Below are 22,501 nucleotides of genomic sequence, written 5' to 3' on the forward strand. Positions count from 1 at the left end.
TCTAACTTTTTAAAAATCCTTCCAAAATCTCACACGCCGATTTCGGTAAATTCGTTCCCGGACCAAAGATATAATCAGCGCCATTTTCATAAAGAAATTCATAATCCTGTTTAGGAATTACGCCTCCAACAACGATGGTAATGTCATCTGCACCGAGCTTTTTCAATTCTGCCACAACCTGCGGAACAAGAAATTTATGGCCGGCCGCCAAAGAGGAAACGCCCAAAATATGAATGTCATTTTCTACCGCCTGTTTTGCCACTTCTTCCGGTGTTTGGAATAATGGTGCCACATCAACGTCGAATCCCATATCGGCGAATGCTGTTGCCACTACTTTTGCACCACGGTCATGACCGTCCTGTCCCATTTTCACGACCATAATTCGCGGTCTTCGTCCTTCGTTTTCTTCAAACTTTTCCGCTAAAGAAAGTGCTTTACCGAAGTATTCATTTTTGCTTGCATTCATGGCGTAAACTCCTTGTATGGTTCTGATATTGGCTTTGTAACGTCCGAAACTTTCTTCCATAGCGTCGCTCATTTCTCCCAAAGTTACTCTTCTTCTTGCCGCTTCAATGCAGATTTCAAGTAAATTTCCGTCGCCGGATTTTGCAGCTTCTTTTAATTGATTTAAAACTTCTGCAACCGCTTCGGGATTTCGATCGTTCTTGATTTGATGCAATCTTTCAATCTGTTTTCTTCGAACTTCGGAATTATCGATATCCAATATTTCTAAATCCATTTGTTTTTGAGTGGATTTAAAGGAATTTACCCCAATGATAAATTCTTCGCCACTGTCGATTTTCGCTTGTTTTTTTGCAGCAGCTTCTTCGATTCTCATTTTCGGAATTCCGGCTTCTATGGCTTTGGTCATTCCGCCTTCCAATTCAACTTCATCGATGAATTTCATAGCTTCATCAATCATTTGTTGAGTCAAACTTTCTACCAGGTGACTTCCGCCCATTGGATCGACGACATCGCAGATTCCACTTTCCTGTTGTAGAATGATTTGGGTATTTCTGGCAATTTTTGCGGAATAATCGGTTGGCAAAGCGATCGCTTCATCCAAGGCATTCGTATGCAAAGATTGCGTTCCGCCTAGTGCTGCAGACAAAGCTTCAATAGCCGTTCTGGTAATATTATTGAAAGGTTCCTGTTCTGTTAAACTCCAACCCGAAGTTTGCGAATGGGTTCTTAAGGCTAAAGATTTGGGATTCTGCGGATTGAATTGCGTTAATAAATTTGCCCAGATAAAGCGCGCTGCCCGCATTTTGGCAATTTCCATAAAATGATTCATTCCAACTGCCCAGAAAAAAGATAAACGGGGAGCGAAATCATCGACTTTCATTCCGGCTTTCATTCCGGTTCTTACATATTCTAAACCGTCGGCTAAAGTGTACGCCATTTCCAATACCGGCGTCGCACCAGCTTCCTGCATGTGATAACCCGAAATGGAAATGGAATTAAATTTCGGAATGTTTTTAGCCGTATATTCAAAAATATCAGCAATGATTTTCATGGAAGGAGTCGGTGGATAAATATAGGTATTCCGAACCATGAATTCTTTTAGAATGTCATTCTGAATGGTTCCTGATAACTTTTCTTGTGAAACTCCCTGTTCTTCTGCCGCCACAATGTAAAATGCCAATACCGGTAAAACGGCGCCGTTCATCGTCATAGAAACCGAGATTTCATCCAAAGGAATCTCATTAAATAAAATCTTCATGTCTTCGATGGAATCAATCGCAACGCCAGCTTTTCCGACATCACCTTCCACTCTCGGATGATCGGAATCGTAGCCACGATGCGTTGCCAAATCGAATGCAACAGATAAACCTTTTTGTCCAGCTTTTAAATTTCTTCTATAAAAAGCATTGGATTCTTCCGCCGTCGAAAATCCTGCATATTGCCGAATCGTCCAAGGTTTTTGAACATACATGGTTGAATATGGTCCTCTCAAATAAGGTGCAACTCCTGCAGAATATTGTTTTTCTGTTAAAGTTTTTGAATCTTTTTCGGTGTAAGAGGATTTCATTTCCAAACCGTCTTTTTCGAAAAAATAGGGAACTGTTTGTTCCGGTTTTATGGAAAAGTCTGGATTTGTGTTTTGTATTTTTTGGCGCATTGTTCTTGGCTTTAGAGGAAGTAAAGTTACGGTTTTTTAAGAAATTTTTATGGCAGAAAAAATATCGCAATTTAACTGTTGATTTTTGTGCATTCACGAATTCAATAACGCAGCGACCAAAGATTTATTAAAAAAAACTTCCAGAAAAATCTGAAAGTTTTATAAATATGTTGAACCTGTTTAAGGATTATATTAATAATTATCCTCCTCGCCTTTCATTTTCTCTGCATTTTCCGCCATAATCACGGCATCGATCATTTCCTGGATATCACCGTTCATATATGCATCAAGGTTGTACATTGACTTGTTGATTCTGTGATCGGTAACTCTTCCTTGGGAATAATTATAGGTTTTAATTTTTGCCGAACGGTCACCAGTAGAAACCATAGATTTTCTTTGGGCGGCAACGTCGCCAACTGCTTTTTGTAATTCGATATCGTATAGTTTTGTTCGAAGCATTTCCATTGCCAGTTCACGGTTAGCCAACTGGGAACGTGCCTGCTGACAAACCACGACCATTCCGGAAGGTTTGTGCGTCAACTGAACTTTTGTTTCTACTTTATTTACGTTTTGCCCACCTGCACCACCAGATCTCGAAGTCTGCATTTCGATGTCTGCCGGATTTAGTTCAAAGTCAATTTCTTCTGCTTCCGGTAAAACGGCTACGGTAATTGCCGAGGTGTGAACTCTTCCTTGCGATTCTGTTTCAGGAACGCGCTGAACCCGGTGAACGCCGGATTCGAATTTCATGATGCCATAAACGCCGTCATTTCCTTCAACTCTTAAAATCAATTCCTTGTAGCCTTTTGAAGCTTCGCTGAAATCGGTTATTTCATGTTTCCAGCCTTTTGATTTGAAATACATGGCGTAGGCGCGATAGACATCTTCTACAAAAATTGCCGCTTCATCGCCACCAGTACCGGCTCTTAATTCGACGATAACGTTTTTGTCATCGGTCGGATCTTTTGGGATCAAAAGAACTTTTAACTGTTCTTCCAATCCTGGGATTTTATCGAGCATTTCGTATTTTTCTACTTTTGCCATTTCGACAAACTCTTTATCTGAACCGTCGGCGATGATTTCGTCGGATTCTTCAATCGTGTTCAAAGCCTGCATGTATTGGTCGAAAACAGCAACAATTTTCCCCAGGTCGCTGTATTCTTTATTCAGCGTGGAGTATTTTTTCTGGTCAGAAATGATTTCCGGCTGGATGATAAGGTCTGCAACTTCGTTATAGCGTTGTTTTATGGCTTCGAGTTTCGGTATAAGTGACTTTGACATTTTGGGATTTTTGTAGTGTGCAAAGATAAAGAAAAATGAGCCAAGTAGAAAGAGCAGGTTTCCTAAATAGGACTGCTGAAGAAATGGATGTTTTTAATCAATCGTCTTGCAGCTGGGATTCTCATTTTAAATCCCTTTCTGGAGGAGGGCAACGTTGATTCTGCCTGTGGAAATAAGAACTGCAAGTTGTTGTAGCCTCGGTTGCAGCGGCATCCTTTTGCGTAACGAAGTGGAGTAAAAGATACAGCGGAAAACGGGTGGGGTCTTGTAAAACAACGGAGTTTTGTAGCTCCTTAAAAAAACACCGCGTCCTTCGATAATTCAAATGACAGCTCTCTGCGAGAGTGGAGCCGCACAAAAAAATCAGTTCCTAAAAATAGAAACTGATTGTTATATATGATTTTGCTTTGTGATTGCTTTTCCAGAATTAATGAGGGAAAGCAATGACATCAACTAGTGATGACCGTCGGTGTGAAGAAATGGACCGCGCCCTTTTGGGTTGCTGTAAAGAAGTTCTACTCCTTCCTGCTCGGTCATGATTTTTCTTCTTACTTCTTCTGGATCAAAAGGTTTTGTTTTTCCAAAATATTCTGCCAATCCGACAGTAAGCCAAAGTGGAATGATATATCCAAAAAACATAAAAATACACCAGAACCCAATCAAGAACATACATACGAAATATATGGTCCAAAGGAACTGGTAGAAAGGCCAAAATGATGATAACAGGATCATTGTAATAGATTTTAGGCAAAAATAGGATAAATTTTGATGTGGACAAAAAATTTATCCTGATTTTTGTTATTTTAATTGATTATAAATTTACTTAATGGGCGATTGATTCGAAGAAGTCATTTCCTTTGTCATCCGAAATAATGAAAGCCGGGAAATTCTTAATTTCAATTTTCCGCACAGCTTCCATTCCAAGCTCTTCAAAATCAACAACTTCTACGGAGGTAATGTTTTCTTTTGCTAAGATTGCTGCCGGTCCGCCAATCGATCCCAGGTAAAATCCGCCATATTTGTGACAGGCGTCGGTAACTTCTTTACTTCGGTTTCCTTTGGCGAGCATAATCATACTTCCTCCATGAGATTGGAATTCGTCTACATAAACATCCATTCTGCCGGCGGTGGTGGGACCGAAACTTCCTGAAGCCATTCCCGTTGGGGTTTTTGCCGGACCTGCGTAATAAATCGGGTGGTTTTTGAAATAGTCCGGCATCGGTTTTCCGCTGTCTAACAATTCTTTGATTTTTGCATGAGCGATATCCCGGGCAACGATTAAAGTCCCGTTGAGACTTAGCCGCGTTTTAATTGGATATTTTGATAGTTCCGCTAAGATGTCCGGCATTGGCTGGTTTAGATCGATGTTTACGGCTGCTTCCAGGTGTGGTGCTGTTTCCGGTAAAAAACGTTTTGGGTTGGTTTCCAGCTGTTCCAGAAAGATTCCGTCTTTGGTGATTTTTCCTTTGATGTTTCTGTCGGCAGAACAGGAAACGCCCATTCCAACGGGACAGGATGCTGCGTGACGGGGAAGTCGTATCACCCGAACATCGTGGGTTAAGTATTTTCCGCCAAACTGTGCTCCGATGGAACTTTCCTGGCAGATTTTCTGAACTCTTTTTTCCCATTCCAAATCACGAAATGCCTGTCCGCCCATATTTCCTTCAGTTGGAAGATGATCGTAATATCCGGCGCTCGCTTTTTTCACTGCTGCTAAATTGGCTTCTGCAGAAGTTCCGCCAATCACCAAAGCCAAATGGTATGGCGGGCAAGCCGCAGTTCCCAGATCCATAATTCTTTCACGGACAAAAGCATCCAAAGAATTTTCATTGAGCAAAGATTTCGTTTTCTGATAGAGAAAAGTTTTATTTGCTGAGCCGCCGCCTTTTGCTAAAAATAAAAACTTGTACTCGTTTCCAGTTTCGGCATAAATGTCGATTTGAGCGGGAAGATTAGAGCCGGAATTCTTTTCCTCAAACATTGTTAAAGGAACGATTTGGGAATATCTCAAGTTTCTTTCCTGATAGGTATTGTAAATTCCTTTTGAAATCCATTCCGCGTCATCAGTTCCGGTGTAAACGTTTTCGCCTTTTTTCGCCACACAGATTGCGGTCCCTGTGTCCTGGCAAGAAGGCAGTGCTCCTTCAATCGCGACTGCAGCATTCTGTAAAAGATTGTAGGCCACAAAACGGTCGTTATCAGTTGCTTCAGGATCTTCAATAATGTTTCTCAGTTTTTGTAAATGTGCAGAACGCAACATAAAAGAAACGTCTGCCAAAGCATTTTCTGCAAGAAGTTCTAATCCTTTTGGATCGATATTTAAAATGTCTCTGTCGCCGAGCTGTTCCACGGTTACATATTCGGAGGTGAGTTTTTTATATTGGGTATCGTCTTTTAAGATCGGATAAGGTTCTTGGTAGTGGAATTCCATTTTTTAATTTTTTTTGAAGTGTAAAATTAAGGAATTTTAGACTTGCCACGAAACCGCATTTTCAGGATTATTATCAGGTTGATATTTTTTGATTTATTATTCAAACTAAAACTTATGTAAATTCAAAGTAAAAAGATGATAAAAATTATAACCTATTATTAATCAGTTGTTAAAGTTATGTATATTCAAAATAGAAGCTATGTAAATTCAAAATTAAGATTATCTTTGTAGGTAAGTAATGAGGCTATGATTGTAAAAAGAACATTGGAAGACACGATAAGAAAATACATTCAACTGTTTCCTATAATTGCCGTAAATGGGCCCAGACAGTCGGGAAAAACCACTCTTTTGAAATCTGCTTTTCCTGAATATCAATATATTTCTCTTGAGAATCCTGACATTCGAACGATTGCGGAAGCAGACCCTAATTCTTTTCTGGAAAAATATTCAGATAAAATAATTTTTGATGAAGTGCAGCGCACGCCGAAACTTTTTTCTTTTTTACAAACCAAAGTTGATAACGACAAAATTCAAGGACAATATATTCTGTCGGGCTCTCAGAATTTTCATCTTTTGCAGAATATTACCCAAAGTCTGGCGGGAAGAGTTGCGATGTTTAAACTTTTTCCCTTTGATAATCAGGAGCTTTCTGCGGCGGATCTGTTGCCAACCCATTTTGAAACTTTAATTACCAAAGGGTTTTATCCTGCCCTTTTCGACCGCGAAATTCCTTCTGATATTTTTTATCAAAATTATATTGAAACCTATATTCAAAGAGATTTGAGCGAGCTTTTGAATATTCGGGATTTAATGACTTTTCGGAGATTTCTACGGCTTTGTGCTGGAAGAGCAGGACAAATTTTGAACTTGAGTGCATTGGCAAAAGACTGTGGGATTTCTCAGCCAACGGCAAAATCCTGGCTTTCGATTTTGGAAGGCAGTTTTGTTATTTTTTTGTTGGAACCGTATTATGAAAACTTCAATAAAAGAATTATCAAAAGTCCGAAATTGTATTTTTACGACACGGGATTATTATGTTATCTTCTGAACATTCCAGATGCCACGAAATTCTCCGAAAACAGAATGATGGGAAATATTTTTGAAAATTTCATCATTGCAGATCTGCAAAAAGAAAATGCACACCATTATTCGCTGCAGAATTTTTGGTTTTGGAGAGACAGTAATGGAAACGAAGTTGATTTGATAAGTGAAGGAAAAGGCAATTTGAAAATTGCAGAAATAAAATCCACCAAAACAATTAGCGATAAGTTGTTTTCGGGACTGCATTATTTTTCGAAAACTTTTCCTTTGAAGATCGATGAGAAATGGTTGATTTATGGAGGCGAAACTTCGATAAAAAAAAACAATATCGAGATTATTTCCTGGAGAAATAATTTTATGTAAATTCAAAATAAAAGTTATGTAAATTCAAAATAAATTTGTGATTATAAATTATAACTAATTGTTTAATAAGATTATAGTTTATGTAAATTCAAAATAAAAGCGATGTAAATTCAAAATTGATGTAGGGGGGTTATTCAAATGTAGGAATATTACCTTTTAATAAATTTAATCTGTCCTTTTGATTGATATTTAAAATGGTTATAAATCGTTGGATGATTTATAATTGTTTAATTTTAAAGAGCCGGATTTTCAATCCTTTGGAAAAAAAGCGAAATTGAATAAATAGCCCCGATTGCAACGGCATCCTTTTATGAAACGCAGTGGAATAAAAGATATAGTGGAAAGCGGGACTGAACTTGAAAAACAGAGAAAATACTGTTGCTCCTAAAAAAATAAAGCAATGAATTACAGAACAGAAAAAGACACCATGGGCGATGTGCAGGTGCCTGCAGATAAGTTTTGGGGCGCGCAAACCGAGCGTTCCAGAAACAATTTTAAAATCGGTCCGGAAGCTTCGATGCCGCATGAAATTATTGAAGCATTTGCATATCTGAAAAAAGCTGCCGCTTACACGAATGCCGAATTGGGCGTACTTTCTATTGAAAAAAGAGATATGATTGCGAAGGTTTGTGATGAAATTCTAGAAGGTCAACTAAACGATCAGTTTCCGCTGGTGATTTGGCAAACCGGCTCCGGAACGCAGTCGAATATGAATGTGAACGAAGTGATATCTAATAGAGCTCATGTAAATAATGGCGGAACTTTAGGAGAAAAATCTGAAATTCATCCCAACGATGATGTAAATAAATCCCAGAGTTCAAACGATACTTTCCCCACAGCGATGCATATTGCAGCGTATAAGAAAGTGGTGGAACATACTTTGCCGGCAGTTGAAAAACTAAGAAATACTCTGCACGAAAAAGAAGAGAATTTCAAAAGCATTGTAAAAATCGGCAGAACGCATTTGATGGACGCAACTCCTTTGACGCTCGGTCAGGAGTTTTCAGGTTATGTGGCGCAGTTAGATTATGCGATGAAAGCGATTACCAATACGTTCGAACATTTGCAGGAAATTGCTTTGGGCGGAACTGCAGTTGGAACTGGCTTGAACACGCCAAAAGGTTACGATATTTTGGTCGCGAAATATATTTCCGAATTTACAGGACTTCCGTTTGAGACGGCTCCGAATAAATTTGAAGCGTTGGCTGCTCACGATGCGGTTGTAGAAAGTCACGGCGCGCTGAAACAGCTTGCAGTAGCACTTTACAAAATAGCGCAGGATATTCGGTTTTTGGCTTCCGGGCCGAGAAGTGGGATTGGCGAAATTCACATTCCGGAAAACGAACCGGGTTCGTCGATTATGCCGGGGAAAGTAAATCCGACGCAGAATGAAGCAATGACGATGGTTTGCGCGCAGGTTTTAGGAAATGATACCACGATTTCTTTTGCGGGAACGCAGGGGAATTTCGAACTCAATGTTTTCAAACCGGTGATGGCGTATAATTTTCTGCAATCCGCACAATTGTTGGGCGATGCCTGTATTTCTTTCAACGACCACTGTGCCATTGGAATTGAACCGAATGAACCGAGAATCAAAGAACTGGTAGAGAAATCATTAATGCTAGTCACTGCTTTAAATACGCATATCGGATATGAAAATGCCGCAAAAATTGCAAAAACCGCTCACAAAAACGGAACAACTTTGAAGGAAGAAGCGATCAATTTAGGACTTCTGACTGCTGAACAGTTTGATGAATGGGTGAAACCGGAAGATATGGTTTAAAATAGACGGATAGATAATAGACTGATGGATTATAGACTATAGATAAAAGGTTGAAAAGATCAATTAAAGTTTTCTTAACATGATTAAAATGTGATAAGAGTTCCAGAGGAACGACCGATATTACAACACTGGAATTTATGGATCAAGTCTAAAACTTGGAGAGAAAGATAGAAATATTTATTTTTGAAGAATGTTAATTTTTAAATTCCTGCTGATTCAACCAGGCAATAAAGAGGAGCCAGACCTTCAATTATTCTCCGAATACCGATATTCACCTCCTGAAACCATGATAAGAGTCAGCATACAGTCAGCATAAGCCAGGGGTTGGTATGGGGATGGGTGCACTTTGGTTTTGTGGAGAAATGGGTATAGTTTGCGAAGTTCCAATGTCTTTTTAGCTCCCGCACAGAAATCCGATTGCTGACTAAGGACTGTATCATTTTCAGATTATTCAAAATTTTTGCCTAGTCCCCAAGTTTTGAAACTGATCCGAATTTATTCCAGTGCAAAAGCAATTTTCCACATCCATTTTAAAATAAAAATTCCGGGCAAATCGCTCGGAATTCTTTGTTGATATGAATGTGAATGAAATTTTATAAGCCAATGCCCAAGCCAATGATTAAAGCTTTGTCGTTTTTGAAATATTGGTCTTTGAAATAATTGCTGAAATCCCGCTTGACGAAAACGCTGATGCTGTTATAGGAGAAAGTAAGCTGGCCACCATAAACAAAAGGATTCACCTGATAATTTGATCTGTTTCTATAATCATCCCGATTTCCACGTACAATATTATTGGTTGACATCTGTACACCGCCGTAAACATTTGCCGCAATTCTGAAACCGTCAGAATAACTTCTGTATTGAATATCCATTCCTGCATTTTTCAGTTTCGAAAAATTGTATTGTAAGCCAAACGGAACCATTAGATAAGCTGTTCTCAATTTACTTTTATCTGTGTTTCCGGGATAATTTTCTACATAAACACCCTGGTTGCCGTCTTTTGCAAAAATCATATTATTTTCCAGACGAACTGTTCTCCAGGACAAACCTATTCCCGAAATTAAACCCCACGGACTCGTTCTGCTAAACTGATGATTGAGTTTTAATCCTACTTCCAGATTACTGTTGTAGCCAATGTTTTTATCCAGATCATTGTCGGGTAAATTATTGGTAAGCGTCATCACTCCGTAAATAAAATATCCTGAGACATTTCTTGTTGCACTGTATTTTTTCAGCAAATTGGCTTTTAGTTCAGCATCGGAAGTGGTGTCGGAATTAAGCAGTGAAAATCGCACCTGCTTTTGGATTACCGAATCCAGATCAAATCCTAAAGCTTCGATTCTGCGGTCTATTTTTTCTGAAAAACGGTCAGCAATTGCTGTTTTTTGGAGGCTAAATTCAGTTTTGTCGAGGTTTTTATCCTGAAGAACTTTAAGTTCTGCTTCCATTAATACTTTTTCTTCCTGAATAATGGCGTTTATTTTTAAAGCATATTCTTCAACTTTTTCCTTTACGATAGGGCTTATCTCGGATTCTTTTTTGGAAGGCAAGTTGATTTTTAATGATTTTTGTGCATACATCTGGGAGGTTGAAAAAAGGCACAGCAATCCCATCATGATAATTTTCTTGATCATCTTATTAATTTTTTTTAAAGTTTATATTGAATTATTTAGAGTTGAGGTCAATCGTCGCCACATTGCTTCCATCTTTGGAATTTTCGATAACGTCTTTGTGTTCCACAGAGAAAAGTAAGGTCGACGGATCTACAAATTTCTTTCTCTTAACCGGAATTTTTGCAGAATCTATTTTCGCAATACTGCTGGAAATTTGAATTTGGGTGATTCCAGAAATAATCTGTTCCTGTTTTTCCTTTATTAATGGAGCTTCGCTTTTTTTTGCAGTAATTTCTGATCTAGCAAATTTTGCTTCCGGAGTAGAAACTGCAACCTTATTTTCTGTAGAGAGCGTTTCGGTTTTTTCGGCAAGGAAAGAAGATTCCGTTTTAAGATTTTTTTCCGCCCGTATATTCTCAGGTTGAGTTTTTGTTTCTGCCATTTGCGGTTGGGGAACTTCATCATTATTAGAGATCAGGATAATTCCCAAACTTAAAATTAAAGCCAGACATGCCGCCGCTAAAAACCAGTTCATTCTTGCATTGGCAGGCTTTTTACTGGCTTTTTGAACTTCAATTTCTGCCCACAAATCTCTCGATGGAGTAATTTCCCGTTCGTCGATTTGTTTTTTAATCTGCTGTTCGATATTATATTTCGAGGTATTCATTTTTCAAGTTTTTCTGTTGCTGAAAGTAGATTTTTCGGAGTTTCTCTTTTGCCCGAAAGAGTTGCGTTTTGCTCACTGAAACAGAAATGTTAAGTATTTCGGAAATCCCCTGATGCGAGCAATCTTCTAAAACATAGAGATTGAAAACCATTCGGTACGCATCGGGAAGTTGGTCCAAAAGTTCCTGCGCATTAAAATCAGAGTCTGCGATCTCGTCCTGAAAATCCTCCAGAAAAGCGGGATTGATGTCATCAATATAAAAAACCGTTTTGTGGCTTTTAATGAAATTTAAACATTCGTTGACTACAATTCTTCTGGCCCAACCTTCAAGATTGCCTTCGCCGCGGAAACTGTCGATGCTTTTAAAGATTTTACAAAATCCTTTGATGACGCAATCTTCCGCTTGGTACAGATCGGTTACGTAACTTTTGCCGATGCTTAAGAATCTCTTTACATTCTGTTCATAGAAGATTTTCTGCGCAACCGGATCCTGCTTTTTCAGGCGGCTCAACAAATCATCTTTTTTATGATTGAACAAAATCTTCATACTTATTTTATTTCTACTTTAAAGACAAAAAAATATTGAAAAGGTTACAGAAAATAATTATTTCTCTTAGTTTAAATTATAAGTGCTTGATAATGAATTGAAAAAAAATCCATTTTCCGGTAAGGGAAAATGGAGGTCTCTGCGAATTTAGATAAAAACTTCCACCGGACTGGTGAAAAAATCTTCCAGTTCCTGCAAAGTTTCCGGTGCCGTGATAATATCTTTGATCATCTGACCTTTGTCTAACAAAACAATTCTGTTGCTGACTTCCGTTGTATGCGCCAAATCGTGGCTGGAAATTAGAAAAGTTACCTGTTCTTTCTGAGACCAGTCTTTGATTAATTTTTTAAGCTTGATTTGCGTGGAAGGATCCAGATTGGCAAAAGGTTCATCGAGAACAATGATTTCCGGCGTGCCAATCAGCGCACCGATAATTCCGACTTTTTTCTGGTTTCCTTTGGAGAGATCCCGCACGTATTTTTTAGCATTTAAAATTTCACCATTGAAAAAATCCGAAAACTGTTTTAGAAATTCATCAACGCTGGCTTTGTTTTGTCCGCGAAGCTCGCCCAGAAAATAAAAATATTCTTCGGGAGTTAAGTAGCCGATCAAAAAAGTGTCGTCAATAAAAGCAGAAACTTTCTTTTTCCAGTTTTCATTTTCATTGACTTTATGGCCGTCGATCTCTATAAACCCTGTCGTAGGCTGAATTAAATCGAGTAAAAGACTGAAAAGCGTTGTTTTTCCGGCACCGTTATTACCGACCAAACCAAAACTTTCGCCTTTCGGAATTTCGAGGTTTTCGATGTGAAGAACTTTTTTGTTGCCGTAAACTTTAGATATATTTTGAATTGAAATCATGGTATGAATATTAATAATTAGTAGAATTTAAACTTTTTTAAAAGCCTCGAGCGTTGAATATTTCTCGGTTTTGTACACTTTAACAATAATGTCAAAGACTTTATCTCTCAAAATAAAACCGATAATTCCCAAAATGGCCAAACTTCCAACCGCCGGATAAATTCCGAAGAAATATTTGGCAACCGCAAAAACGCCCATTGGTAAAATCATCTGTGGAAGGAGGAGCAGCATAATTTTCATATTGAAATTATTTCCGCCGGCGCCGAAAGATTTCGCTTTAGAATTCAGGTCGATTGGTTTTTTATTAAAAGCTCCCGCCAATAAAGTGATGTAAGAATTCACTCCCAGATTGTACAATCCTGCTGCAAGAACGGTAAGGTAAAATTCCCAGCTGATCAAAAGATAAGCCGAAGACAATATAATGGAAATGAAAATTGCCATGACGATCAAAGCCCATTTTGCTTTTAAATACTGTTTGTAAGGAACGTTTTGCGTCATCATCAGCGGATAATAAGAACTGTCCCAACTTGGCACGCGCTGACCGAACATGAGCATAAATCCGCCTGTTACAAAGATTCCGGTAAATAACTGCATGAAACTGTTTTCGTAGCCTTTTGAGAAAGTCAATAACCCGTAAAATAAAAAGAAGATGCTCATTATTACAGCAGATTTTGCGGCTTTGCTTCTCTTTAATAAACGAATATCATTATTAATGAAAGTTCCCATCACGCCGTAACGGTTAAGAAAAGCGATGTTTTCGGTTTTTCCTTCGGCGACTTTTAACTCAAGCCCTTTGTCTAAATAAAAGTTTTTATAAATTTCCTGATAAGCGAGATATGCAACTAAAATTGCCAAAATCACGGGAAGTAAAAAAGCGCCCGGATATTGATAAAAACTATAAAATATTTTCTGAGAATATTGAGAAAGTTCAATGATTTTATAGTATTCTAAAACTCCGAAAATGGCCATTAATCCGAAAACTGAAATCACCACGGCATTTTTTCCATTTAATAGAATATTTAAAAAATTATTAAAATAGAAAATCGCAAAAATTCCGATGGTAAACAGAATGACATGAATGGCAGCGAAACCGCCATCGAAAATCAGCAAGCCGGCGAAGGGAAGAAGAAATAAAAGATTTCCCCAGTTGAAGAAATTAAATAGGATTTTCAACAGGGTATAATTTACCAGTTTTTTCTTGGTAATTCCTAAAGTTAGAAAAGGTTTGATGTTCTGCGTCGGCATCTGCTGCATGAAATACCTTATTAATAAATCAAACGCCCAATAATAAATAAAGTATTTGCTGAAGAGAAGAATCGGATCTGCATGTAATTTTTTCTTGGCAAAGAAATAAAGTATAAAAGGCAATGCTGCGAATATGGCGCTGAAATAGGCCATTCCGAAAAACATCAGAATTTTCATTGCGAGATTGGCGCCGAATTGTGGATTCCGTATAAAATTTTTGAATTCAAGTTGTAGAAGTCTCCAGTACATAGTCTTACTTTTTAGGATAAGTCTAAAAATAAGGAAAATGTTACAGATAAATTAGCGAAAAATAAAATAAATTATGAAACCAGCAAGAATCGTAAGGGTTAAGTACAATTGGAAAAGTTCACCTAGATCATCAGGACTTTGTACTTTAAACTTAGAAGTTTCTTTAACTGTCTTTCTTTTAATTTTTAAAAATAAAAGAAGATAGATAGCGAAAAACAGTAAAGCTCCGGCATAAAGAAAGTCCATTGCTTTAAAGGTTTATTTCATCAACTCCTTTGCCTGCGAAATTGCGGCATCGGTAATTTTACTGCCGGAAAGTAATTGCGCGATTTCCTGTAATTTCTCGTCGTGATTCAATGAAATAATCGTCGTTTGGGTTTTACCGGAAATTTCCCGTTTGATGACTTTGTAATTGTTATTTCCTTTGGCAGCGACCTGTGCAAGATGACTGATGACAATCAACTGCATGTTTTCCGACATTTCTTTCATCACATTTCCGATTTCTTCCGCGACTTTTCCGGAAACTCCGGTGTCGATTTCATCCAGAATTAAAGTCGGAAGTTCAGAATTTTCCGCCATGAGTTTTTTAATGGAAAGCATAACGCGGGAACGTTCGCCACCGGAAATTGCAGTTTGAATCGGCTTTAAAGGAAAGCCCGAATTCGCCTGAAATAACAGCTGAATACCTTCTTTTCCAAAAGAAGTGAAGTGTTCAAGATCGGTTAACTGCACTTCTATTTTGGCTTTTTCCAAACCTAACTGATGCAGTAATTTCTCGGTTTTATTAATGAAATTCGGAATTGCTTTTTTTCGGTTCTGCGATAATTCCGCAGAAGATTTTTCTAAATGTTCCGCCGCAAGTTCTATTTCCTTCTCAGTTTGGCTGATGAGAAATTCTAAATCTGCGAAACCGCTCTGTTCATTTTGAATCTGATCGCGAATCTGCTTCAATTGCTCTACAGAATTTACTTTATGTTTCAGGAATAAAGAATTGATCTTGCTGAGCTGCGAACTCAAATGCTCGAGCGTTTCCGGATTGGTTTCCATTTTCTCGGCCTCGTTCTGAAGATCGAAAAGCAGGTCTTTGAACTCTACAAAAGCTTCTTCAAACCGCTGATTGAGTTGGGTATATTCGTGCGATAAAGAAGCAACTTTTGATAATTTTGTTTTAACATCAAGCAGAGAATCGAGAACGCCGATTTCTTCCGCATCGATTTTATTAAAAATCATCGAAAGATTTTCGATAATGGTTTCCGCATTTTCCTGTTTGCTTAACTGGTTCTGAACATCTTCCAGATCGAATTCATCCAGATTAACTTCTAATAGTTCTTCTAATAAAAAACCTTTATAATCGCTTTCTTTGTTGCCTTCTGAAAGTTGTTTTTTTAAGTTTTCTAAATCCCGCAGCAGTTTTTTATAAGCGGTAAATTCTTTTTGATATTTTAAAAGTAATGTTTTGTTTTTCGAAAGTCCGTCAATCATTCGGAACTGATATTCTTCATCAAAAAGATTAGATGTTTCAAATTGAGAATGAATGTCAATGAGTTTTTCAGAAAGTTTTTTCAGTATTTCCAAAGTAACGGGAACGTCATTTATGAATGCCCGTGATTTTCCGGTCGGCAAAATTTCTCTTCGGATAACGGTATTGATCTCAAAATCCAGATCATTTTCTTCAAAGAAATTTTTGAAATTTTCATTAATGATGAATTCGGCTTCAACGACACTTTTGGTTTCAGTACTTTGGATCGATTTCACGTCCGCTCTTTCGCCCAAAATCAAACGCAACGCTCCCAGAATAATCGATTTTCCTGCACCTGTTTCGCCTGTAATTACCTGTAAACCTTTGTTTAAAGTAATCTCAAGTGAATCAATAAGGGCGAAATTTTGAATGAATATTCTTGAAAGCATATTTTGAAAAATCAATTACGAAGTTTTAAATCAAACTTCGGACTGTAAATTTAAGACTTTAAAAGAGATTATGAAATACAAAAGCAAATTGCAAAAGCCTAAAATCGCGGTCCTGGCAGATTTTAACAATGAATTGCTGACGTTTGCTTTTAAATTACGGTGAAATGAAACCGGGAATTATTTCCACTTATTCCATTTGCTGTCAATGTCTTTGGGCGATAATGTGCTGAAAAGTGCTTTTAAATCTGCCATATTGACGTTGGTATTATTTCCGTTATTAAAGATATCGAAAATTTCCTGTTTTTTGGTATCAATAAAAACATTCACCGGATAATTCATCTGAAAATTATTTTCGTAGGCTTTCAACTGCATCAGCGCGTCTGCAATAATTTTTTTACCGGACGACTGGTCCTGTTTGCCGAGATTGTCTAAACCGGCACGGTGATGGGTGTAGTAAACGGTTCGCAGGGTATTCTGATCCGGTTTCAGCATATTGTCGATCAGGGCCGCCCGGGTTTTCGTACCTTCCATCAAAGACCAACCGGCGAATTTTTGGTTCTGCGCATTGTTCGAAATTTTTTGTGCTTTTTCAAACCACTGTTGGCCGCCTCTTACTTTAAAACTGTCGGCATCGTAACCTAAAATGGTGTAAACATAAAAACTGATCACATCGATCAAATTCTTCCCGGAGAACTGTCTTTCGTTGAAGACAAGGTTTTCGTTTTCGGTATAATCAAAGCTGAAGTTGGTGTCGTTAACATTCAGAAGTGGCGTTTCATAAGTCGTGTTGAAAACCGGACGGACCGCCTGCACCACAATACTTGCTTTGAAATTATTGCTACCGGTTTTTTCATTGATAACGATGGCGAAATTACATTTGATCTTTTCAAAGTTCTGTAATTTCTTTCCCGTCCAGCTTGTATTGTTGATAAAATCCCGTAAGTTTTTCTCTAAAGTTTTATAAACCTGCATATTGCTGCCGCTGACCTGCTGGGTGTTGACTTGCACATTTGCCAAAAGTTCCTGAGAAAAACTTAAGTTAAAGGAAAGCAGAATGATGAATATCGTAGAAAGTTTCTTCATTATTAAATTAAAGTTTGAAAACGGAAATTTAAGGATATTATTTCAAAATCTGGTCTTCCACAAAATTTAAAATATCCCTGGCCACCGCCTCTTTTGATTTTAAAGGAAATTCTGTAAGCGATGATTCTGTAATAATTTTAATTTTATTGGTTGTCCCTTTGAAACCGGCGCCTTCATCCCGAAGTGAATTCAAAATAATCATGTCCAGGTTTTTTTTGTGGAGTTTTCCTTTGGCGTTTTCTTCTTCATTTTGAGTTTCCAGTGCGAAACCTACCAGAAATTGTTTGGTTTTCATTTCGCCCATTGTTTTCAGAATATCCGGATTTTTCACCAGTTCAATTGTTAAGGAATCATCATTTTTTTTGATTTTTTCCTGAGCGATTTCTTTCGGTGCGTAATCTGCGACAGCCGCACTTGCAATGGCGATATCGGCATTTCCGTAATATTCAAATACTTTAGCAAACATCTCCTTTGCAGAAGTTACGCGGTGAACTTCAATATCCGGGTGATTTGTTTTCTCAGCACTCGGTCCGGAAATCAGAATTACTTTTGCTCCTCGGTTGGCAGCTTCCTCAGCCAATGAAAAACCCATTTTCCCGGAAGAATGATTTCCTATAAACCGAACGGGATCAATAGCTTCATAAGTGGGTCCTGCCGTGATCAGTACGGTTTTACCTGCCAGATTTTTATTTGAAGAAAAGAACTCTTCAATGATTTGAGCGATGTTTTCCGGTTCTGCCATTCTCCCTAGCCCGGAAAGTCCGCTGGCTAATTCGCCGTCTTCCGCAGGAATAATATGATGACCGAAATCTTCAGCCAAGGCTAAATTTTGTTGTGTAGAAGGATGCTGATACATGTCTAGGTCCATCGCAGGAGCGATAAAAACCGGACATTTCGCCGACATATAAGTTGCTAGAACTAAATTATCGCACAGGCCGTGAACCATCTTCGATAAAGTATTTGCGGTGCAGGGCGCGATTAAAATAACCTCTGCCCAGAGCGCTAATTCCACATGATTGTTCCAGGTGCCGTTTTCAGAATAAAAATCGCTGTAAACGGGATTTTTAGAAAGGGTAGAAAGCGTAAGTTTCGGCACAAACTGTTCGGCAGAAGGCGTCATCAAAACCTGAACTTCCGCTCCTTTTTTTATGAAATCCCGGATAAGGTAATTGATTTTGTACGCGGCAATTCCGCCGGAAATACAGATGAGGATTTTCTTACCTTGAAGTTTCATTAATTAGAATTTAAAAGTTGAACGAATTTACTTAAATTTTTACAAACTGACTGGGATTTCAGGGACTATATTAAATATAAAAGCCACAAAAACAAGACGTTCTGTGACTTTTAAAATAATTAAAGAAATAAATAATTAGTTTCTTTCTTCGGTTTTTCTGTAGTAGATTTCGTTATCCAACCATTCTCTGATTGCTATAGAAGTTGGTTTCGGAAGTTTTTCGTAATGTTTAGAAATCTCGATTTGTTCTTTATTTTCAAAAACTTCTTCAAGAGTTGAATTATGCACTGCAAATTCATCTAATTTATTATGGAGTTCAGAGCGGATTTCTGCATTGATCTGCTCTGCTCTTTTACCCATCACTACGATTGCTTCGTAGATAGAACCTACGTTTTCTTCGATTTTATCTCTATCGTAAGTTATTGTACTTAATTCGGCTTTAGAATCTTTTACGCTCATTTTCAGTTAGTTGTTATAATTGGAGTTTGCAAATATACGGATTACTTTTTGATTTTGAAAGTGGCCGCAGGAGCAGGAGTTGCCAAGGCGGCGCTATCTCTCCGCGTTTGTTCAGCTTTCTTTGCTGCCTCACGCAGGTCTTTCTCCGCGTTGATTTTTGCTTCCTCTGCTTGTTGTTTGTCTTTGAGTTCCTTATTTCGTGCTTCTACTTTTTTCTCAAGTTCAGTAAACGTTTCTTTTTCTTTTAATAATTTGTTTCGAAGATCTGTAGCAGTCTTTGCATTTTCGGTTCCCGGTACCTCTCTCTCGATTTGTTTGGTAAAGGCCAAAGCACTTTCAATACGGTCTTTCTTTAAGCTGTAAATTGAATTAACGGCTAATTCATATTTCGATTTCAACATGTAATCGTAGATTTTATCACGCAGTTTCGTACTTGGGTAATCATCCAGTACGTTTTCAAAAGCGGTACTTGCGGCTTTATAATCAGCCATTTTATAATACTGCTTCGCATTTTCGTAAGCCTTAAACTCTAATTTGTAGGTTAACTCATCAATCAGTTGATTGATGTTTTTGGATCGGTCAGAATTCGGATAATTATTGAGGAAATTCTGCATTTCATTGATCGCTAAATCTGTGCTCGTTTGATCTAAGTTATAATCCATGCTTCCTTCATAATAACATAGTGCCGACATGTAAGCAGCATCTTCTGCACGCTTGTCCTGCGGGAATGTTACCGAGAAGTTTTTGAACTGGTGCCCGGCCAGCTTGTAGTTCTTATCATAATAATTGGCATACGCAGAATTATAGACGACGTTTGGTGCGTCATCGGTTCCTGCTACCAGATTCGAAAGCCTTTCGTACAAAGCCAAAGCGTCTTTCCACTTTTTCTTTTCGAATTTTTCGTTCGCTACTTTCAGGATATAATCTTTATCTGCACTTTTCAATGCTAAATCCTGTTGTTTGTTGCAGGCAGATAATGCAAAGAATGCAAGTGTAATAATCAAATACTTTTTCATAAATAAAATATAGCAGAAATTATATAATTCTAATTTCTGCGGTTTAGGGTGCAAAAATATAACTTTTTTATCAATAGATTTTTTTTTATGATAATTTAACTAATAATTTAATCAGCATGGTAGCCCAAAAGTGAAAAAACGGTCACCAAAACGTTCGCCATCACTTTTTTCTCTGCTTCTTCGAAATAATTTTCTTCCGGGCCAGACACATATAATTCATAAAAGTTTTTATTTCTGATAACAAATAAAGAAGAACCTACGATAAGTGTTAAAATATCTTCTGGTTTTGGAGCATTGGTGAAAATTCCGGATGCAACCCCTTTTTTAATAACGTCATCAATTTTGGATGTGAAAGTGGTATAGAATCCCAGTAAATCTTCTTTCAAATGTTCTGTGTGACGGAGTTCCTGGGTGACAAAGCCATGAAAATAATTGAACTTAAATAGTTGATTCACCACATATTTAATCAGTTCTTTCATCTGCATTTCAGGTTTTCCCTCTCTGATGATTTCTGCAAATTCCGCAAAACTTTCTCTTGTTTTCTGCACGCGGTAACGGTAGAGGTAAGACATCATTTTTTCTTTTGACCCAAAATAGTAGGAAATCATTGCTACATTAATATTGGCATTGGTAGAAATGTCCCGTACAGAAGTACCTTCAAAGCCTTTCTTTGCAATCAGTTTTTCTGCCACATTTAAAATATGGATTTGTTTTTCGGTAAATTTTTTTTTCATCGGTGTTGTAGTTTTTAGTAAAGTTAAATAAAATATAACAAAATTTAAAACAAATGTTTAATCGCAAACGATCACTTTTAGTTATTTTTGAGGATGGCTTATTTTGATTTCCATCATCATCATTTCAAAAAACATGCTGGGATTTATAATTTGGGTGTTGGAGAATCTCCGCCCGATGGCTTTTTCTCTGCCGGATTTCATCCTGATTTAAGTTTGCAATTTACGGAAGAACAGTTTGTCTGGCTCAGAGAAATCTCAAAAAATGAAAATTGCGTAGCAATTGGTGAGTGCGGTTTGGATGGATCGATCAGCATTGATGATGCGATACAGGAATCACTTTTTAAAAGACAGATTGAATTGGCCAATGAACGCCAGAAACCTTTAATTATTCATTGTGTCAGAAGGTTTTCACAAATGATTCATTTTCAGAAATCTGCTAAGGTTCCGATGATAATTCATGGTTTTAATAAAAGAAAAACCATTGGTGAAGAGTTACAAAAGCACGATTTTTATTTAAGTTTTGGAAAATCTGTTTTGCAAAATGTAAATTTGCAGGAATTTGTAAAGGATTTTCCGGCCGATAAACTTTTTCTGGAAACAGATAACGCTGAATTTGATCTTCAGTTACTGTATCACAAAGTAGCGGAATTGAAGAATTTGAATGTGGAAGATCTTATTTTACAAATCGAAGAAAATCTGAAAATTTTTAATATTTCCCTGATAAGATGAAAAAAGACTGGCTCGAAAGAACAGAATTGCTGATTAAAAAAAACGGTGTAGAAAAACTGCAGAAAGCCAATCTATTGGTGATTGGTTTGGGTGGAGTTGGCTCATTTGCTGCGGAGTTTTTGGCCAGAGCTGGAGTGGGAAAAATGACGATTGTTGATGGTGACACTGTAGATTTAACAAATATTAACCGCCAACTTCCAGCCTTGAATTCTACCCTTGGAAAACCAAAAGTTGAAGTGGTTGGAGACCGGCTTTTAGACATTAATCCCGATTTAAAACTGACACAGTTGAATCAGTTTCTAAATCCCGAGGACATGGATACCATTTTCGATAACCAACAGTATGATTATGTTTTAGATTGCATTGACAGCGTTTCGCCAAAAGTTACGCTGATTCTGAATGCCCGCCGCCGGAAAGTGAAAATTGTAAGCTGTATGGGAGCTGGCGGGAAAATGGATCCTTCAAAAGTGTTGGTGCGGGATATTCACAAAACGCAAAGTTGCCATCTTGCCAAACAGGTTCGCAAACGGCTGAAAACGGAAAATATAGACAAAGGAATCAGGTGTGTTTTTTCTACTGAAATTCAGGATGAAAAAAGTTTGAAAATGACCGACGGAACAAATTTTAAAAGATCTTTTTACGGAACCATCAGTTATATTCCCGCTATTTTCGGGCTTTATGCTGCGGCAGAAGTCATTAATTATTTAATAAAAAGAGATGAGTGATTGCAAATTTCCGACAGAGGAAAAGCTGAAACATAAGAAAGAAATCGGTTTGCTTTTTGAGAAAGGCAAATGGAAAACGTGTGACCATGTAAGAATCATAACACTCAATTTAGATAAAAAACCGCAGGAAGGTTTCTCTTTTAACAATCAAAAAGTCGGAGTTTCTGTTTCCAAAAGACATTTTAAAAAAGCCCATGACCGAAACAGAATCAAAAGATTATTGCGGGAATGTTATCGGTTAAACAAAGAACTGTTCATTGAAAAATTTGGAACGAACTCACTGTCAATGCTGTTTTGGGTTTCTACCGAAATGCCTGCCCGCTTTGAGATTGTAGAAAAGAATTTTTTAAAGCTTTGTGAATCAGTGAAGTGAAATTTAAAAGCGTAGCACGTTTTTTGTAAATTTGGAA

Annotated in this window: 20 protein-coding genes; 5 read left to right on the top strand and 15 right to left on the bottom strand. The window is 37.6% G+C overall.

The genetic code is table 11. The features are described 5' to 3' along the window. Position 1: 1 nt before the first annotated feature. From scpA to NBC122_RS05090, 4 genes are all read right to left on the bottom strand, one after another. Positions 2-2,122 (bottom strand): methylmalonyl-CoA mutase, encoded by a 2,121-nt coding sequence (gene scpA / locus NBC122_RS05075; RefSeq protein WP_133439333.1) that lies wholly within the window; start codon positions 2,120-2,122, stop codon positions 2-4. Positions 2,123-2,314: 192 nt separating this feature from the next. After that, the gene (prfA, locus tag NBC122_RS05080; protein WP_133439334.1) at positions 2,315-3,403 is read right to left on the bottom strand and encodes a peptide chain release factor 1; all 1,089 of its coding nucleotides are present in this window, start codon (positions 3,401-3,403) and stop codon (positions 2,315-2,317) included. A 453-nt stretch (positions 3,404-3,856) separates the two neighbouring features. Continuing rightward, positions 3,857-4,135 carry a hypothetical protein gene (locus NBC122_RS05085; RefSeq protein ID WP_133439335.1) on the bottom strand — a complete coding sequence of 93 codons (279 nt, stop codon included), beginning with the start codon at positions 4,133-4,135 and terminating at the stop codon, positions 3,857-3,859. A gap of 91 nt (positions 4,136-4,226) precedes the next feature. After that, positions 4,227-5,834, bottom strand: coding sequence for a fumarate hydratase (locus NBC122_RS05090; RefSeq protein ID WP_133439336.1), 1,608 nt, complete (start codon positions 5,832-5,834; stop codon positions 4,227-4,229). A 246-nt stretch (positions 5,835-6,080) separates the two neighbouring features. On the opposite strand from NBC122_RS05090, the gene NBC122_RS05095 reads away from it, so the two are divergent. Together NBC122_RS05095 and fumC are read left to right on the top strand one after the other, a co-directional pair. Continuing rightward, positions 6,081-7,238, top strand: a complete 1,158-nt coding sequence (locus NBC122_RS05095; RefSeq protein WP_133439337.1) for an ATP-binding protein — start codon at positions 6,081-6,083, stop codon at positions 7,236-7,238. Between the two features lie 400 nt (positions 7,239-7,638). Next, entirely contained in the window at positions 7,639-9,021 is a 1,383-nt protein-coding gene (gene fumC / locus NBC122_RS05100; RefSeq protein WP_133439338.1) for a class II fumarate hydratase, read from the top strand. A 593-nt stretch (positions 9,022-9,614) separates the two neighbouring features. On the opposite strand, the gene NBC122_RS05105 is transcribed toward fumC, so the two are convergent. The 11 genes from NBC122_RS05105 to NBC122_RS05155 form a co-directional block, all read right to left on the bottom strand. Next, the gene (locus NBC122_RS05105; RefSeq protein WP_133439339.1) at positions 9,615-10,655 is read right to left on the bottom strand and encodes an outer membrane beta-barrel protein; all 1,041 of its coding nucleotides are present in this window, start codon (positions 10,653-10,655) and stop codon (positions 9,615-9,617) included. Positions 10,656-10,686: 31 nt separating this feature from the next. After that, positions 10,687-11,301, bottom strand: a complete 615-nt coding sequence (locus tag NBC122_RS05110) for a hypothetical protein (protein WP_133439340.1) — start codon at positions 11,299-11,301, stop codon at positions 10,687-10,689. Then, complete coding sequence (locus NBC122_RS05115; protein WP_133439341.1) at positions 11,282-11,848, bottom strand: RNA polymerase sigma factor; 567 nt, start codon at positions 11,846-11,848, stop codon at positions 11,282-11,284. Before NBC122_RS05115 ends, NBC122_RS05110 begins: the two co-directional genes overlap by 20 nt. A gap of 147 nt (positions 11,849-11,995) precedes the next feature. Continuing rightward, on the bottom strand, positions 11,996-12,709 hold the full coding sequence (locus NBC122_RS05120; protein ID WP_133439342.1) for an ABC transporter ATP-binding protein: 714 nt from the start codon (positions 12,707-12,709) through the stop codon (positions 11,996-11,998). Positions 12,710-12,736: 27 nt separating this feature from the next. Further along, complete coding sequence (locus tag NBC122_RS05125; RefSeq protein ID WP_133439343.1) at positions 12,737-14,203, bottom strand: DUF5687 family protein; 1,467 nt, start codon at positions 14,201-14,203, stop codon at positions 12,737-12,739. A 258-nt stretch (positions 14,204-14,461) separates the two neighbouring features. After that, a complete protein-coding gene (locus tag NBC122_RS05130; protein ID WP_133439344.1) occupies positions 14,462-16,111 on the bottom strand; it encodes a DNA repair protein RecN in 1,650 nt (549 codons plus the stop codon). Between the two features lie 177 nt (positions 16,112-16,288). Beyond that, on the bottom strand, positions 16,289-17,194 hold the full coding sequence (porD, locus tag NBC122_RS05135) for a type IX secretion system protein PorD (RefSeq protein WP_133439345.1): 906 nt from the start codon (positions 17,192-17,194) through the stop codon (positions 16,289-16,291). Between the two features lie 37 nt (positions 17,195-17,231). Further along, complete coding sequence (coaBC, locus tag NBC122_RS05140) at positions 17,232-18,428, bottom strand: bifunctional phosphopantothenoylcysteine decarboxylase/phosphopantothenate--cysteine ligase CoaBC (RefSeq protein ID WP_133439346.1); 1,197 nt, start codon at positions 18,426-18,428, stop codon at positions 17,232-17,234. Between the two features lie 135 nt (positions 18,429-18,563). Beyond that, entirely contained in the window at positions 18,564-18,887 is a 324-nt protein-coding gene (locus NBC122_RS05145) for a DNA-directed RNA polymerase subunit omega (protein ID WP_133439347.1), read from the bottom strand. A gap of 41 nt (positions 18,888-18,928) precedes the next feature. Continuing rightward, a complete protein-coding gene (gene bamD, locus NBC122_RS05150; RefSeq protein ID WP_133439348.1) occupies positions 18,929-19,903 on the bottom strand; it encodes an outer membrane protein assembly factor BamD in 975 nt (324 codons plus the stop codon). A gap of 107 nt (positions 19,904-20,010) precedes the next feature. Next, positions 20,011-20,637 carry a TetR/AcrR family transcriptional regulator gene (locus NBC122_RS05155; protein ID WP_133439349.1) on the bottom strand — a complete coding sequence of 209 codons (627 nt, stop codon included), beginning with the start codon at positions 20,635-20,637 and terminating at the stop codon, positions 20,011-20,013. 93 nt (positions 20,638-20,730) lie between these two features. Here NBC122_RS05155 and NBC122_RS05160 point away from each other — a divergent pair, with 93 nt between their 5' ends. Genes NBC122_RS05160 through rnpA form a run of 3 tightly spaced genes read left to right on the top strand, consistent with a single transcriptional unit; the run spans position 20,731 to position 22,464 of the window. After that, complete coding sequence (locus tag NBC122_RS05160) at positions 20,731-21,366, top strand: TatD family hydrolase (protein WP_133439350.1); 636 nt, start codon at positions 20,731-20,733, stop codon at positions 21,364-21,366. After that, a complete protein-coding gene (locus NBC122_RS05165) occupies positions 21,363-22,091 on the top strand; it encodes a tRNA threonylcarbamoyladenosine dehydratase (protein WP_133439351.1) in 729 nt (242 codons plus the stop codon). The genes NBC122_RS05160 and NBC122_RS05165 overlap by 4 nt, the downstream gene beginning before the upstream one ends. Further along, positions 22,084-22,464, top strand: coding sequence for a ribonuclease P protein component (gene rnpA / locus NBC122_RS05170; protein ID WP_133439352.1), 381 nt, complete (start codon positions 22,084-22,086; stop codon positions 22,462-22,464). The genes NBC122_RS05165 and rnpA overlap by 8 nt, the downstream gene beginning before the upstream one ends. The last annotated feature ends 37 nt before the right edge of the window (positions 22,465-22,501 follow it).

Origin of the sequence: Chryseobacterium salivictor (assembly GCF_004359195.1) — a bacterium.
Taxonomy (GTDB): domain Bacteria; phylum Bacteroidota; class Bacteroidia; order Flavobacteriales; family Weeksellaceae; genus Kaistella; species Kaistella salivictor.